General features: G+C 62.4%; 13 protein-coding genes. 6 read left to right on the top strand and 7 right to left on the bottom strand.

The annotated features are described in order from the left end of the window. Positions 1-64: 64 nt before the first annotated feature. Positions 65-883 (top strand): Fpg/Nei family DNA glycosylase, encoded by an 819-nt coding sequence (locus D8W71_RS17755; protein WP_121119483.1) that lies wholly within the window; start codon positions 65-67, stop codon positions 881-883. A gap of 73 nt (positions 884-956) precedes the next feature. Here the strand turns inward: D8W71_RS17755 and D8W71_RS17760 are convergent, their stop codons facing one another. Continuing rightward, positions 957-2135, bottom strand: a complete 1179-nt coding sequence (locus D8W71_RS17760; protein ID WP_121115207.1) for an acyl-CoA dehydrogenase family protein — start codon at positions 2133-2135, stop codon at positions 957-959. A gap of 192 nt (positions 2136-2327) precedes the next feature. Between D8W71_RS17760 and D8W71_RS17765 the strand changes: the two genes are divergently transcribed. From D8W71_RS17765 to D8W71_RS27645, 3 genes are all read left to right on the top strand, one after another. Beyond that, positions 2328-3671 (top strand): APC family permease, encoded by a 1344-nt coding sequence (locus tag D8W71_RS17765; protein ID WP_236077493.1) that lies wholly within the window; start codon positions 2328-2330, stop codon positions 3669-3671. An 87-nt stretch (positions 3672-3758) separates the two neighbouring features. Further along, positions 3759-4325 carry a dihydrofolate reductase family protein gene (locus D8W71_RS17770; protein WP_121115211.1) on the top strand — a complete coding sequence of 189 codons (567 nt, stop codon included), beginning with the start codon at positions 3759-3761 and terminating at the stop codon, positions 4323-4325. A 153-nt stretch (positions 4326-4478) separates the two neighbouring features. After that, positions 4479-4637: a hypothetical protein gene (locus tag D8W71_RS27645; protein ID WP_201265117.1), complete on the top strand. Its 159-nt coding sequence runs from the start codon at positions 4479-4481 to the stop codon at positions 4635-4637. A gap of 66 nt (positions 4638-4703) precedes the next feature. On the opposite strand, the gene D8W71_RS17775 is transcribed toward D8W71_RS27645, so the two are convergent. The 4 genes from D8W71_RS17775 to D8W71_RS17790 form a co-directional block, all read right to left on the bottom strand. After that, entirely contained in the window at positions 4704-5324 is a 621-nt protein-coding gene (locus D8W71_RS17775) for a DUF4232 domain-containing protein (RefSeq protein ID WP_121115213.1), read from the bottom strand. Positions 5325-5490: 166 nt separating this feature from the next. Beyond that, the gene (locus D8W71_RS17780; protein ID WP_121115215.1) at positions 5491-7200 is read right to left on the bottom strand and encodes a glycerol-3-phosphate dehydrogenase/oxidase; all 1710 of its coding nucleotides are present in this window, start codon (positions 7198-7200) and stop codon (positions 5491-5493) included. Continuing rightward, positions 7197-8714, bottom strand: coding sequence for a glycerol kinase GlpK (gene glpK, locus D8W71_RS17785; RefSeq protein ID WP_121115217.1), 1518 nt, complete (start codon positions 8712-8714; stop codon positions 7197-7199). The genes D8W71_RS17780 and glpK overlap by 4 nt, the downstream gene beginning before the upstream one ends. Continuing rightward, positions 8711-9562: an MIP/aquaporin family protein gene (locus D8W71_RS17790; protein WP_121115219.1), complete on the bottom strand. Its 852-nt coding sequence runs from the start codon at positions 9560-9562 to the stop codon at positions 8711-8713. The genes glpK and D8W71_RS17790 overlap by 4 nt, the downstream gene beginning before the upstream one ends. 122 nt (positions 9563-9684) lie before the next feature. Between D8W71_RS17790 and D8W71_RS17795 the strand changes: the two genes are divergently transcribed. Further along, the gene (locus D8W71_RS17795) at positions 9685-10665 is read left to right on the top strand and encodes a sugar-binding transcriptional regulator (RefSeq protein WP_121115221.1); all 981 of its coding nucleotides are present in this window, start codon (positions 9685-9687) and stop codon (positions 10663-10665) included. Positions 10666-10730: 65 nt separating this feature from the next. On the opposite strand, the gene D8W71_RS17800 is transcribed toward D8W71_RS17795, so the two are convergent. Beyond that, a complete protein-coding gene (locus D8W71_RS17800) occupies positions 10731-11660 on the bottom strand; it encodes an aldo/keto reductase (RefSeq protein WP_121115223.1) in 930 nt (309 codons plus the stop codon). A gap of 307 nt (positions 11661-11967) precedes the next feature. On the opposite strand from D8W71_RS17800, the gene D8W71_RS17805 reads away from it, so the two are divergent. Next, positions 11968-14037 carry an AMP-binding protein gene (locus D8W71_RS17805; protein ID WP_121115225.1) on the top strand — a complete coding sequence of 690 codons (2070 nt, stop codon included), beginning with the start codon at positions 11968-11970 and terminating at the stop codon, positions 14035-14037. Between the two features lie 77 nt (positions 14038-14114). Here D8W71_RS17805 and D8W71_RS17810 read toward each other — a convergent pair whose 3' ends face one another. Further along, the gene (locus D8W71_RS17810) at positions 14115-15776 is read right to left on the bottom strand and encodes an ABC-F family ATP-binding cassette domain-containing protein (protein WP_121115227.1); all 1662 of its coding nucleotides are present in this window, start codon (positions 15774-15776) and stop codon (positions 14115-14117) included. Positions 15777-15840: the final 64 nt, after the last annotated feature.

A 15840-nucleotide genomic window follows, 5' to 3' on the forward strand; every position in this document is an offset into this window, starting at 1 on the left:
GCAGACTCTCGCGGAACGAAACCTGCGTGTTTGGTTGCTTTCGCTCCTCGGGTACACCCGGTGGATGCCCGAACTCCCCGAAGTCGAGAACGCCCGGCAGGTCGTCGAGAAGGCGCTGGGACGCGTCATCACCGACATTGACGACACCGACTCGTTCGAATGCCGCCCGCACGGACCAGGCGACATAGCGCGCGCACTCGAGGGCGGCACACTCGTCGAAGCACGTCGGCGGGGTAAAGCGATGTGGTGCGAAACCACCACATCAGACGGGTCCGCTGGACCAACACTCGGTATTCACCTCGGAATGGGTGGGCGAATCATCGTCACAGCGCCGGATGGTGAGCAGACCTCCAAGTATGGCGGCGGAGACCCTCATGTGGGTGAGCGGGACACCGACAAGCCGGAATGGACTCGCTTTACGATGACGTTCGACGACGGCGGTCAGCTGCGCCTTTTCGACAAGAGACGCTTAGGCCGAGTCCGACTCGAGCCCGACATCGATGCGCTCGGCCCCGATGCGGCAGAGATCAGCCGCGACGACTTTCGAGCACGAGTCGGTTCGAGCGCCGCACCTCTCAAAGCCCGGCTGCTCGACCAGGCTGCGATCGCGGGTATCGGCAATCTACTGGCCGACGAAGTGCTGTGGCAGAGTGCGCAATCGCCGGCCAGACGCGCCAAGTCCCTGACCACCGACGAACTCGACGAGTTGCGGATCGTGTTGCGACGCGCCATACGTGCAGCCATCAAGAAGGGCGGCGTTCACACGGGTGAGATAATTCCGTTCCGGAACGCCGACGCTCTGTGCCCCCGTTGCGGCGCACCCATGACGCGTGGGACCGTCGGCGGCCGAACGACATGGTGGTGCTCCGAGGAACAGAAGTGAGCCTCGCAGCTCTGCCGCTGCACTCGTCGCGACAGACGATCACAGCACTCGCGCGATCGGTCGAGCCCAGCAGTCATCGGTTCAGTTTCTGCTCTTCCCGGATCAGGCCTCCCCCGACGATCAGTCGTTGAATTTCGCTGGTGCCCTCGTACAGACGCAGGAGTCGGACGTCACGGTAGATTCGCTCGACGGGGACCTCGCGCATGTAGCCTGCGCCGCCGTGGATCTGAACTGCGAGATCGGCGACCTTACCGACCATTTCGGTGCAGAACAATTTGACTGCCGACGGCGCGATACGTCGGTCGGTGTTCTGCACCCACGCCCGGGCTGCGTCGCGGACCATAGCTCGACCTGCCATGACTCCGACCTGTTGGTCGGCGATCATCGCCTGAACGAGTTGGAAATTTCCGATGGGCTCGCCGCCCTGCGTGGAAACCGCTGCGTGCGCAACGGACTCGTCGAGTGCCCGTTGGGCTTGACCGACGGCAAGGGCAGCGATGTGCACTCGCCCCCGAGCCAGTGATGTCATAGCAGCCTTGTAGCCGATATCCCCGCTACCACCGACCAACGCGTCGAAGCCCACCTTCACGTCGGTGAAGGTGACGTCGGCCGTTCCGGACCCCTGCTGTCCCATCTTGGCGTCTTTGACGCCGACCACGATGCCTGCACTGTCGGCCGCCACCAGAAACACGGCAATTCCGTTGCCGGTCTCCGGCTTCGGGTCCAGTCGGGCGAAGACCACGAACATGTCCGCTGCCGGGGCATTGGTGATGTACCGCTTGCTGCCGTTGATCGTCCAGCCATCGCCGTCCTCCTGCGCCGTCGTTCTGAGGCCGGCGGGATTGGATCCAGCCCCGTCCTCGGTGAGAGCGAAGGATGCGACGATCTCGCCTGCGGCCATACCCGGTAGCCACCTCGCTTTCTGCTCCTCGGTTCCGAAGCCGACGAGTACCTGCCCGGCGATACCGTTGTTGGTGCCGAACATCGAACGCAGCGACAGTGAGGTGTAGCCGAGTTCCATGGCGACCTCGACGTCCTGGACGAGATCGAGGCCGAGCCCGCCCCACTCCTGGGGTATCGCGTACCCGAACAACCCCATGTCTGCCGACTGACGGCGGAGGTCGTCCGGAATGGAATCGCTGTTCATGATGTCGAGTTCACGCGGAACCACCTTCGACCGTACGAACTGCGTGATCTGCTTCAGCACGTCGGCGAAGACGTCCTCCGGTACATCGGGGTTCTGAGGGTCCATGCGTCCACTATCGGGCCGAGCCTCGGAATCCGTCCAGTGACGTCGGCAAGCAGTTCCTACCGCCGACGTCCGAACGACCCCGGACGAATCAGGTTTGAACTCATCTGAAGGGGGCATCCGCGAGCTCATGAGCGTCACGCCCGTCAAGGCAATGCGGCACGTCGCCACGCTTGTTGCTGCAGCCGGCGTGCTGTGAACAACACGTCGGCACCCAGCCGAGAAAGTCGAGAACCGACGTCGCTGAAACGAGCAATCAGCGGGAAGATGCTGTTCGTTTTCATCCTCGGCGACGTACTGGGCGCCGGCATCTATGCCCTGGTTGGCGAGATCGCAGGCGAAGTCGGAGGCGCAATCTGGCTGCCGCTCGTAGTCGCACTGGTCATGGCAATGCTCACTGCAGCCTCGTACGCCGAGCTCGTCACGAAGTATCCGCGCGCGGGCGGTGCTGCAGTCTTCGCAGAACGTGCCTACGGGTTGCCGATAGTCTCGTTCATGGTGGGTTTCTGCATGCTCGCGGCTGGGGTTACCAGCGCAGCGGGTCTCGCCCTCGCGTTCTCCGGCGACTATCTTCAGGTCTTCTTCGATGTCCCCGCTGCACCCGCGGCCCTGGCATTCTTGGTCGTCGTTGCCCTCCTGAATGCCCGCGGGATCACCGAATCCTTGCGCGCGAATCTCGTCATGACGGTCGTCGAGGTGTCCGGGTTGCTCGTGATCATCGCGCTTGCCGGATTGGTACTCGGACGTGGTGACGGAACTCCTTCGCGCGTACTCGAATTCGACGATGGCACTACCCCGGCACTGGCAGTGTTGGGCGCAGCTTTGCTGGCGTTCTATTCGTTCGTCGGTTTCGAGACATCGGCGAACATCGCCGAAGAAGTTCAGGACGTTCGCCGCGTGTATCCCCGGGCACTGTTCGGGGCTTTGGCAGCGGCAGGCGTCGTCTACGTGTTGGTCGGCCTGGCCGTATCCACCGTCGTCGATCCGGAAGTCCTTGCGGAGTCGAGTGGCCCTCTACTCGAGGTGGTCGACGCGGCTGATGCTGGCATTCCGCCGTGGCTGTTCAGCCTGGTTGCACTTGTCGCCGTAGCAAACGGTGCTCTCCTGACCATGATCATGGCGTCGCGCCTCACCTTCGGCATGGCCCGAGACAATCTGCTTCCCTCCGCTCTGAGCAAAGTCCTCCCTGTGCGCCGAACACCGTGGGCCGCGATCATCGCAACCACTGTGGTCGCCATGGCGCTGAGCGTCACCGGGTCCGTTGCAGCACTCGCCGAAACGGTGGTACTTCTGCTGCTGTTCGTCTTCGTCAGCACCAACATCGCGGTTCTCGTGCTCCGCCGGGACAACACCGATCGCGACCACTTTCGCGCCCCGACGATACTGCCGATCTTGGCCTTGATCACGTGCGCGGTGTTGGCGACGCAACAGTCCGCCGAGACATGGCTTCGTGCATCGATACTCCTGATCGTGGGTGCAGGCCTGTACTTTCTGCGTCGTGTCGCGTCGGGCTCGAAGAATTCCGGTGTCCGGGCATGATCGGTAGCTCTCGAGGCACGCCGCACCCCTGAAAGTAGAAATGCCCTTGCCTCGATGAGTTTCGCTCTCCGCTTCGGTCCGATACACATGGGCAAACTCATCTATGGCTTCAACGTCTCGGTCGACGGGTACATCGCCGACGCACACGGCAGCATCGACTTCTCCGATCCGAGTGAAGAACTGCACCAGTACTGGAACGATTTCGAGCGAGAGACCGCACTGTCGTTCTACGGCCGTCGGCTGTACGACATGATGGCTGCATACTGGCCCACCGCGGGCAAAGATCCGGACGCGACCCCGATGATCGTCGACTTCGCGCGCATCTGGTGCGATATGCCGAAGGTCGTGTTCTCGCGAACCTTGGAGTCCGTCGACTTCAATTCACGACTCGAACGCGGCGACCCCGTCGATGTAGTGAGGAGACTCAAAGCAGAAACCGACGGCACGATGGAAGTGGCAGGCGCGACGCTGGCTGCCCCTATCGTGCGTGCGGGGTTGGTCGACGAGTATCGAATTGTGCTCACGCCCACCATCGTGGGCGGCGGCACACCGTTCTTTCCGACCCTGCCGTCGTGGATCACGCTACGTCTGCTCGAGAACCGAACGTTCCCAGGTGGCACAGTCCTGCTCCGCTACGAAGCGAAACACGACTGACCTGATTCGCACAGGGATCGACTCGTGCGCCGTCGAGTTCGGCGCGCCTGCCCGCCCCGAAAACCGATGCTGATCGACCGACTCGGGTGTACATCGGCATTCAACGGGGCATATCCCTCTTGCCCCTTTTCGCTGACTGACTTTGGAGATCCGATGACGATGCCGACCGACGCCGATGCAGCGGTGGAAAATCATGGCAGCAACGATGGCCCTCGTGAACATGAAACCGAGCCGGGCACCGTGGAAGGCGCACGCGTCGACGACGAGAACGTGCCCCATCCTCCCCACGACGAAGCCGTTGAACACAACTGACCAGTTGTGTTCGACGGCCCATCGCGGTCACCGCTGGAATTCGAGAGCCGTGGTGGGTCCGAAGAACTACTGACTCGCTGTGACTGGCTGCACGGCCAACTGGGTGATCGACGTGTCGCTCGTGCCGCATCCTGTTGTGGGATAGGGAAGGTAGACCGCTTCGGTTGTGTTGGGTGAGTAGATATTCAGGCCGGCAACCGGGGTGGGCTCGCACTGGTCTGCGGGGTAGTTGCCCACCACGGTTGCTTTCACCAACGCGCTCGCGGAAGCAGCGGGGGCCAGTTCCACCGGCGTCATCTCCGAGCCCGACCGGACCGCGGCCTGCCCGACCTGGGCGCCGCCTGGGCTGGAGACATAGGAAACACCTGGATACCCATCGAGCGTGCACTGGCTGGTGCCGGTGTTCGAGAACAAGATGGGTAGTTCCGTCGAACCCGCGGCGCCGTTGGCAGCGCCGAGGGTAACGGTGAGCTGAGCCGCAAGGCAGTTCTGGGGCGATGGCGTGTTCGACGGGGCACCAGCAGCGCTCGATTCTGCCGTGTTCGTATTCGCGTTCGAGGTTGTCGACGCTGCGGACGGCGTTTCCTGCGACGGAGGAGACACGGTGACGTCCTCGGACGCGCAGGCAGCAGAAACTGCGATCAACCCGACAGCGAGAACTGACCCGAAGGTTCCACTTCTGTTCATGGTCAAAAGCTAGTCCGGTTGACAGCTCCTGCTGAGCAGAACCTGCACATCCGGACGACCGAGTACACATTGGACTGCGAACGGCAAAGCAGCCCGACCCCTCGGCGTCCTTCGATCGACGCCGACGGGATCGGGCTGAGCGAGAAGTCCTGGGCCGCTCCGCTACCTATGCACGGGTCCCCTGCCGAACGTCGGGAGCACCGAGACGTGCGGCGTCCGCAGTGTCGTCGTCGGGTTGCTGCTGCGAATCTCGTTCTGCCAGCACTCTCAGTCGGTAATGCTCGATCTCGTCGGTGATGTGCTGCTCGTTCCAACCTAGAATAGGTGCGACCAGTCGAGCGACTTCCTCGGCGGCTGCGTCACCTCGATCGGGCACCTCGATCGAAATGCGAGTTCGACGGGTCAGGATGTCGTCGAGATGTTGCGCCCCTTCATGACTCGCTGCGTAGACAGCTTCGGCCTTCAGGTACTCGGGCGCACTGACGAGCGGCTTGCCCAGCTCCGGATCCGTCTCGATCATGTCGAGCAGTTCGCCCGTGAGCGTGCCGTACCGTCCGAGCAGATGTTCGACGCGTGAGACTCGCATGCCGGTGCGCTCGGCCGTCAAGGCGCGAGAGTTGTACGCACCGAGGTAGCCGTCGGCCCCGACCAACGGAATGTTCTCGGTTACGCATTTCGGGACTGTGCGCTCGAGACCGTGCACCGCCGCATCGACTGCGTCCTTCGCCATGACGCGGTAGGTGGTGTACTTACCTCCTGCGATGACCGTCAGACCGCGGACCGGGCTCGAGACCGCGTGTTCCCGCGAGAGGGTGCTGGTGGAGTCGGACTCGCCGAACAGAAGCGGGCGCAGGCCTGCATAGACCCCCACAACGTCTTCTCGGTCGAGAGGATCGGCCAGCAGTTTGTTGACATGACCGAGGATGTAGTCGATGTCGCTCTGGCTCGCAGCCGGGTGCGCGAGGTCGAGCTTCCAGTCGGTGTCGGTGGTACCGATGATCCAGTGACTTCCCCAGGGGATGACGAAGAGCAAGCTCTTCTCGGTCCTGGTGATGATGCCGGTAGCGCTGTTGATCCTGTTGCGCGGCACAACCAGGTGGACGCCTTTTGATGCTCGAACCTGGAACTGTCCTCGGCCCCCGACCATCTGCTGAATCTCGTCGGTCCACACGCCGGCCGCGTTGATGACCTGCTTGGCACGAACCTCGAAGGATCGACCGGTTTCGAGATCGCTTGCCGTCACCCCGACGACCTGGTCGCTCTCCCGTATGAAGCCGGTGACGCGAGTGCTGTTGGCACACAACGCACCGTAGGCCGCGGCCGTGCGGGCAATCATCATCGTGTGCCGGGCGTCGTCCACCTGGCCCTCGTAGAACTTCACGGCGCCGCGTATCGCGGATCGCTTGCCGGACGGGAACGACTCCAGAGTTTTCTTCTTGCCGAGGTGCTTGTGGTGCCCCGGCACGCCGCGGCCGGCGCCCATGACGTCGTAGACACCGATGCCGAGGCCGACGTACGCACGATCGATGGCCTTCTCGAGCGGATAGATGAACGGCACCGGACGAGCCAGGTGCGGACACAATGTGTTCAACACGAGAGACCGTTCCTTCAGCGCCTCGAAGACCAGCGCGAAGTTGAACTGTTCGAGATACCGCAATCCGCCGTGGAAGAGCTTGCTCGAACGGCTCGAAGTTCCCGCTGCGTAGTCGCGCGCTTCGAGCAATCCCACCTTCAGGCCGCGGGTGACGGCGTCCAACGCAACGCCGGCGCCGACCACTCCGCCGCCGATCACCAGTATGTCCAGCTCTTCGGCCTCCATGCGAGCCAGTGCGTCGGCCCGCGACCCCGGACTCAACGCTGTTGTGGTGGAACTCATTCGTCATCAACCCAATCGAGAGTGCGTGTTACTGCCTTCTTCCAACCGGCATACAGTTTTGCCCGCTGGTCTTCGTCCATGGACGGAGTCCATGTCTTGTCCTCGGCCCAGTTCTGCCGGATGTCGTCCTCGCTTTCCCAGAACCCGACGGCTAGCCCTGCCGCATACGCCGCACCGAGTGCGGTGGTCTCGGCCACAACGGGCCGCACCACGTCGACGTTCAGGATGTCGGATTGGAACTGCATCAACAGCTCGTTGACGACCATTCCGCCGTCGACCTTCAGCACTTCGAGATCGACCCCGGAATCGGCGTTCATGGCCTCGATGACCTCGCGTGTCTGGTACGCGGTGGCCTCGAGTACCGCACGTGCGAGGTGCCCCTTGTTGACGAACCGCGTGAGCCCGACGATCGCGCCGCGCGCATCGGCGCGCCAATGCGGGGCGAACAGCCCGGAGAAGGCGGGGACGAAGTATGCACCGCCGTTGTCCTCCACCGAACGGGCATCGGTCTCGATGTCCTCGGCCTTGGCGATCATCCCGAGATTGTCACGAAGCCACTGTACGAGCGACCCGGTGACGGCGATCGACCCCTCGAGGGCATACACCGTCGGCTGATCGCCGATCTTGTAGCACACCGTGGTCAGCAGACCGTTCTTGCTCATGACCTTCTCGGTGCCGGTGTTGAGCAGCACGAAGTTGCCTGTGCCATAGGTGTTCTTGGCCTCGCCAGGCGACAAGCAGGCCTGCCCGAACGTCGCAGCCTGCTGGTCGCCGAGGATGCCGGCGATCGGTACGCCGCGGAACGGTCCCCGTTCACGGCCGGTTCCGTACACCTCGGAACTCGAGCGGATCTCGGGCAGCATGGACATCGGGATATCCATGTCGGCGCAGATGCTTTCGTCCCACTGCAGACTATCGAGATCCATGAGCAGCGTGCGCGAGGCGTTGGTGGGATCGGTGTAATGCAATCCGCCGTCCGTGCCGCCGGTCATGTTCCACAGCACCCAGGTGTCCATGTTGCCGAAACACAGTTCTCCTGCTTCGGCTTTGGCGCGGGCACCATCGACGTTGTCGAGGATCCACTTGACCTTCGGTCCGGAGAAATACGTCGCCAACGGCAGACCGGTCTTGGCGGTGTACTTGTTTGCATCGCCTCCACCGAGAGCCGTCGCGATGCGATCGGTTCGTGTGTCCTGCCAGACGATCGCGTTGTAGACCGGCTTACCTGTCTTCCGATCCCACACCAATGCAGTTTCGCGTTGGTTGGTGATGCCGACGGCAGCGATGTCCTTGAAGGTGATGTCCGCAGCGGCCATTGCGCCTGCGGCCACCGCGCGCACGTTGTCCCAGATTTCCGATGCGTCGTGCTCGACCCAACCCGCTTGCGGGAATATCTGTTGGTGTTCTTTCTGATCGACGGCGACGACTGTGCCGGCGTGATCGAAGATCATGCAGCGCGAGGACGTGGTTCCTTGATCGATCGCGGCGATGTACTGCCCTGTCGAGTCGGTCATGGCTTCTCTCCTGGTGTCTGGGTCTGTGGAAGTCGCGAGGGCCCCTCGGGTGTCGCTCCTTCTTGCTTACGAAGGTTCTTTCCGATGAGCAGGTCGTACAGGAATATTCCGATCGGTCCGCCGACGAGTGGTCCGACGATGGGGACCCAGAAGTACAGGCCTCCGTATTGATCTCGCCACGCTCCACCGTATCCGGTGAAGTACGTCACGAGGCGAGGTCCGAAATCTCGGGCGGGATTGATCGCGTAACCGGCGTTGGTAGCCCACGCGAATCCGATACCGACGACAATGAGCCCAACGATGAACGGAGCGAGGTTCGCCATCGGCGCTGTCCCGAGCGAGTCCGTGACGGCCACGATCAGGAAAAGCAGGATCGCTGTTCCGATGATCTGATCGAGCAACGCCGAACTGACGCTCACCGGCAACGTGCCGTTGCCCGGCAGCGTCGAGAAGATCGTTTGAGTCGCCGTGGTGTGGCCGGGGTCGATTGCGTTGATCATGTCGTTGTAGTTCCACCGCACCAAGAGCGCTCCCACGAAAGCGCCTGCAATTTGGGCGACGACGTAGGGTGCAACCAACTTCCATTCGAAACCGCGGAACAGAGCGAATGCGAAGGTGACCGCCGGATTGAGGTGTGCTCCGGTGACGCGGCCTGCGACATAGATGCCGAACATCACCCCGAGGCCCCATGCCCAGGCAATCGAATCGTGACCGCCGAGACTGCCCGATTCACCCCCGGAGGTGACCTGCGCTACGACACCTACCCCGAACAGAATCAAAATCATTGTTCCGGCGAATTCAGCCGCCATGTGCGCCGGCAATCCCCATTCCGCGTCCTTCCGCGACATGTTGGATCCTTTCGTGGATCGGTGATGCACGCCACAGTGCGTGCTATTCACGACGGTAGACGCCCTGCACTACGTTGCAAAGCCGCTGCACATATGTGCAAATCGGTCGTATAGTTGAACGGGTGACGAATCAACAGGTCATTCCCGAGTCCGATCTGAGGATCGGTCACGCCACGCAGGCAGCCCGTCTCTATTACTTTCAAGACATGACCATGGCGGCCATAGGCCGCGAGCTGGGTGTATCCCGCTCGACGGTCTCGAGGCTGATCACGTACGCGCGGGCATCCGGACTCGTCGAAATCAAAATCTCGACACCCCTTGGTCAAGCCCCTCGGATCGAGCAAGCACTGGCCGATCTGTACGACATTCGTGCACACGTGGTTCCGGTTTCGGAAACGGTCGACGACATGCAACGGCTCGACCGAGTGGCAACGTTCGGCGGCCGTCTGCTGACGTCGTACTTCGAGTCGGACATGGTGATGGGTGTTGCCTGGGGAACAACCATCAGTGCGGTGAGCCGGAAGCTTGCTCCCAAACGCACACACAACTCGTACGTGGTCCAACTCAACGGCGCAGCCAACACCCGCACCACGGGTGTTTCCTACGCCACCGACATCATCCGCACGTTCGCCGATGCTTACGGTGCTGTGGCACAGGGCTTTCCGGTCCCTGCGTTTTTCGACTACCCGGAGACCCGCGAGCACCTGTGGCGTGAACGGAGCATCAAGCGGGTATTGGAGTTGCAAGACAGCATGAACCTCGCGGTGTTCAGCATCGGAGTCATGAGCGGCGCCGTTCCGAGCCACGTGTACAGCGCCGGCTACCTCGAGCACAGCGACCGCGCCGCACTCAAACGTGACGGCGTCGTCGGCGACATCGCAACGGTCTTCTTGCGCTCCGACGGCAGTTACGACCGAATAGCGTTGAACGACAGATCGAGTGGGCCCAGCCTTGACCGCCTCAAAGCCGTCCCGCGGCGCCTCTGCATCGTGGCCGGCGAATCGAAGCTGGACGCCCTGACCGCAGCGTTACGTGGTGGCCTCATCACCGATCTGGTCATCGACGACGTCAGCGCGGCGGAACTCGTCCTCGGTCCGCGTTGACTCGATCGACGTTCTACTTCGCGCCCACCATCCGCGCCGAAGTCTCGGTAAGAGCAACGGCGGGACTAGGGAAGGGTGTACCCGGCAGCTCGGAAGATTCGGTACCACTGCTCCCGGCTGAGATTCACCTCGCTCCCGGCGACGGCTTCGGACACCCGGCTCGGCGTGGTCGTGCCCAGTACTACCTGCATTTTCGCCGGATGACGAGTGATCCACGCAGTCGCGATTCCGGTGGGAGTCACGCCGTAGTCACGAGCGAGTTCGTCCAGGACATCGTTCAGTTCCGGATTGTTTTCGCGGTCACCGATGAAAACACCACCGGTGTAGCCACTTTGGAACGGTGACCACGCCTGCAGGGCCATCCCATGAATGCGCGAGTACTCGAGTAGACCATTGCTTCGGTCGATGGATTGGTCCAGTCCCCCGATGTTCGCCGCAACCCCGGCCGCGATCAAAGGCGCGTGGGTGACGCTCAACTGCACCTGATTGACGACCAGTGGCTGCCTCACCTCGGTGGCGAGGAGCGCGATCTGTCCAGGCGTGTGATTGGACACCCCGAAAGAGCGCACCTTGCCCGCCGTATGCAACTCGTCGAAGGCCTCGGCGACTTCAGCAGGTTCGACCAAACTGTCCGGCCTGTGAAGTAGCAGCACATCGAGGTAGTCCACACGCAGGGAGCTGAGCGATTCCTCGACGGTGGCCACGATGTGATTCTTCGAGAAGTCGTAGAACCCGTCCCGAATTCCGACCTTGCTCTGAATGACCACCTGTTCGCGTTCCGAGGGCGTGAACGACACCGACTCACCGAAGCGACGCTCGCACGCGTGCCGGCTACTTCCGTAGATGTCTGCGTGGTCGAACACCGACACACCCGCATCTCGCGCGGTCCCGACGAGCTGGGCGATGCTCGCGTCGTCGAGCGTTTCGATACGCATCAAACCGAGCACGATGCTCGACGCAGGCGGACCGGCCTCGGTCAGGTCGTAGAACTTCATTTACATCCTCGCTCGTGGCATCCCAGCGGCGCAATTTCCGTTCGAACCCGTCCGTCCGAACTACTCGAAGACTAACTGGAGAGACCGGACACTCTAGGCAAGGCCGTCCACTGGCCGTCAGGGCGTACGAAACGACGGTCTCCTGCGATCGATTCGACTGATTTCATGCGTGTAACCGACCGCAACAGCTACTATGACGGCTTCGTCCAGGTAATCGACCGGTCGTGGACACGAGCGGCCTTTACCCGGAATGTGCCGAGTGTGTCGCAATTATCGTCCGCCCGGCAGTGAATCCAAAGGGGTTGGCATGGTCTCGGACGTTATCGACTGCAGTGTTGTCTTCGCGCACGACCAGGACAACGTCTGCAACATCTTGACCGCCCTCGAAACGTTTCCTCGGTTCTTCGCCGGTATCGAGTCCTGCTTCCTGAGGGACGACGCGCTCGGCGGCGGATACTGGTGCCGCGTGAACGGTGTCGACCATGCACTCGAGCTGGTCGTTCGTCGAAGTGCGCGGCCAACCATCACCATCGAACACCTCGCTTCGGGCGGATTCGTGCGCTTCACGCTGGGAACGCTGCCGGACGGGTCGACGAAAGTCGACGTCACGGCGTTCAAGGCCGGCCTCGGTGGCAGCTACGCGCCACAGCCCGAGCACAACAAGGCCGTGGTCGAATGGGTGTCGGCCGGGTTGAGGCGGCTCGATGATGTGCTCAGCGGCACTCCGACCTCGATCGTCTCCAACGGCGGCGACTCCAAGTCGATCCAGATCGCGATCCTCAAGACGATGGTCGGCTCGGGCGTCGTGCGTGCGGCCCGGCCCGATCGAGCATTCAAGCAACTGCATTCTCTGTCGCGATGGGGCTTCACGCTCGGCGGTGGGTTTGCAGCTGCGGCTGCGCATTCTCCTGACCGCATCGCGATGATCGATGACCGAGGAACACGCACATTCGGGGAGGTACATCAGCGGTCGCACAGAATCGCGGCGGGTCTGAGTGCATTCGGCATCGGTACGGACAGCACCGTCGGGATATTGGCCCGCAACCATTCGACGATGACGGAATGCATCGTCGCGTGCGGATTGCTCGGTGTCGAGGTAGTCCTGCTCAACACCGGTCTTGCGGCACGGCAGATCGAGGCGATCGCCGAGCGCCAGCGCTTCGACGTGCTGTTCGTCGACGACGAATTCGACCCGATGGTGCGATACCTCCCCAACGCGACGACACGGATCAGCCTGTCGCCTCGCACTGGGGTACCTCGTCGGCGCACCCTCGAACACTTCGTGGCGGCGCCGTCCGCCGAGTTCGAACGGCCGGAACACCCGGGAAAGGTCGTCGTACTCACTTCGGGGACCAGTGGCTCCCCCAAAGGTGCACAGCGACCCACTCCGAAGGGATTCGGAACTGTCGCTGCCATGTTGTCGCGCATGCCGCTACAGATGAACGAACGGATGCTGATCGCTGCGCCGATATTCCACAGTTGGGGCCTGGCAGCGCTGCAGATAAGCACACCGCTTCGTGCGACGGTCGTTCTCCTGGACCGTTTCGATGCAGAGGACTGCCTCCGTGCAATCCACGAACATCGCTGCACGTCACTCATTGCAGTTCCCATCATGCTCCAGAGGATTCTCGACCTGCCGGATCACGTTCGGGCTCAGTACGACACGTCGAGTTTGCGCGTGGTTGCCTGTAGCGGATCCGCGCTCACCGGATCGACCGTCAGTCGCTTCATGAACGTCTTCGGCGACGTTCTCTACAACTTCTACGGCTCGACCGAGGTGTCTTGGGGAACCGTCGCGACACCGCAAGACCTTCGAGAATCTCCCGCGACTGCGGGTCGGCCGCCTCTGGGGACCACGGTGGCAATCCTTTCTGCTGATGGCAGCGTCGTACCGACCGGCACTCTTGGACGAATCTTCGTCGGAAACGACATGCTGTTCGACGGGTACACCAACGCCGAACCGCCTCCCACCGCATCCGCGCTCGGATCGGCGATGATGGATACCGGGGACATCGGTTACCTCGACTACAGCGGCAAGCTCTTCGTGTGCGGCCGCGACGACGAGATGATCATTTCCGGCGGCGAGAACGTTTTCCCAGGGCCCGTCGAGGATGCTATTGCCAACCTCCCGCAGGTGGGCGAAGTCGCGGTGGTCGGTGTGCCCGACAACGAGTACGGGCAGCGATTGGCGGCCTTCGTCGTCGGACGAGGCGGTGCTGGCCTCGACGCCGACATGGTGCGAACCTACATCCGAAACCGGTTGAGCCGCTTCTCTGTTCCACGAGACGTCACGTTCCTCGACGAGTTGCCCCGCACCGCTACCGGCAAGGTCGTCAAAAGGTTCCTCGTGGAGCAGTTCCCACTACCGGGGGCATGAGGTTCCCTCGGGACGGGCACCGTCGCTTGAATGGTCCATTCATGTTGTCTGTCAACATGAATGAACCATTCAAGCGATTAAGGTAGTGCCGATTCCTCGCTTACCGATGCAGCCGCCAGTTGCACTGCGGGCCAGTCGTGGACGTCGGCGAGAAGCTGACGATCATGGGTGGAGAGGACCACCGCGGCCAGGGTTACGGACAGAGCATCGGTGAGTTCGTCGACCAGCGCCATCGACAGGTGATTGGTCGGTTCGTCGAGGAGCAAGACATGAGGTTTGGTCGCAAGCACAATGGCCAGATCGAGTCGACGCCGCTGCCCCATCGACAGTTCACCGATCCGCTTGCTCGACTCCTGCGCACGAAGTAGACCGAGGTGCGAGAGCCCAATTGCGTCCGAAAAATCGAGAACCCCCGCAGCGACGAGCGCATCGAGGTGCGAGGAGTACGCCTCACTGGCACGTCGGTTCAACGGCAGATCGGTTTCCTGGTGCAGGAAACCGAGACGGACACCCCCTGAAATGTGAACTTCGCCTGTTGCGGGTTGCAGCTCGCCGGCGAGCACGCTCAACAGCGTCGATTTCCCGGCACCGTTCGGACCGGTTACGACGAGCCGGTCGCCGCGCGAGAGAGCGCAGGACACCTCGGAGGTCAGGCGATCGGCCACGGTGATCCGATCCGCACTCAACAACACAGATTCGGTGCTCGGTTGGAGTTCGGGGAATCTGAACTGCCGCGGTGGTTCGGGCACCGTAACCGCGTGCGCGTCGAGTTGCTCCTGTCGGCGATGAACGCGCTGTACGAGACCACCTGCGCGGGTCGCGCGGCCGTGCTTGTTCGTTCCTTTACCCGGTCGCCACCCGGATTGCAGACGATTCTGCGCGGCGCTGAGACTGTCCTTCAGTCGGGCATGCTCGGCTTGCTGTTGGTTGTACTCCTGCTCCCACAGGACACGCTCAGCGAGGCGGCCCTCCCGATATCCGGTATAGCCGTTGCCGTACAGACGGATTCGCCCATCAGGTGACGGATCGAGATCGACGATAGTGTCCGCCACCTCGGCGAGCAATGCGCGGTCGTGGGTGACCACGACGACGCCGCCGTTGCGCTTCCGCAGCTGTGCGCTCAAGAATTCGAGACCGCTCCGGTCCAGGTGATTCGTAGGCTCGTCGAGAAGCAGAAAGTCATCGTCGGCGCCCAGCAGGCACGCCAGCCGTACCCGGTACCGCTGTCCGACGGACAGCGTGTCCAGCAACCGCGCGGGCTCGGTTTCCGCGTCGAGTGCTGCCAACGCGATCTGTACTCGCCGCTCGGCATCCCAGGCGTCCAGCGCTTCGGCCCGCTGCAGTGCTGTTTCGTATCGCTGAGCTCCGACGGCAGATCCTTTGGACAAGGCAAGCATGGCCGCGTCCAGTTCCGCCAGCGCCCTGAGCGGTTCGGCTATCGCGTCGGCGACGGCTTGCCCGACGGTGCGGCCGTTGTTCGCAGGCATCTCCTGTTCTGCGACGCCCAGTGTGCCGATGCGCTGCACCGTGCCGGAGTCGGGAGGAAGGGTTCCGTCGAGCACGTGCAATAGCGTCGACTTTCCGCGCCCGTTTTCACCGAGTACGGCGATCCGCGATGTAGGAGTCACGACGAGGTCGACCTGGTTCAGGACCAGGGTGGGTCCACGCGTCACGGACACGTCGGAGGCAATGAGCTGAGCACGGTCTCGTGCTGGTTGAGCGTTCGTAGAGATGAACATTCGAGTCCTTCGAGAGGACGCGCCGAGCCGGAAGACGGCAAACGGGCGCGCCGATGGCGGCGAC

This window comes from Rhodococcus sp. P1Y (assembly GCF_003641205.1).
In the GTDB taxonomy this organism is placed as follows: Bacteria; Actinomycetota; Actinomycetes; order Mycobacteriales; family Mycobacteriaceae; genus Rhodococcoides.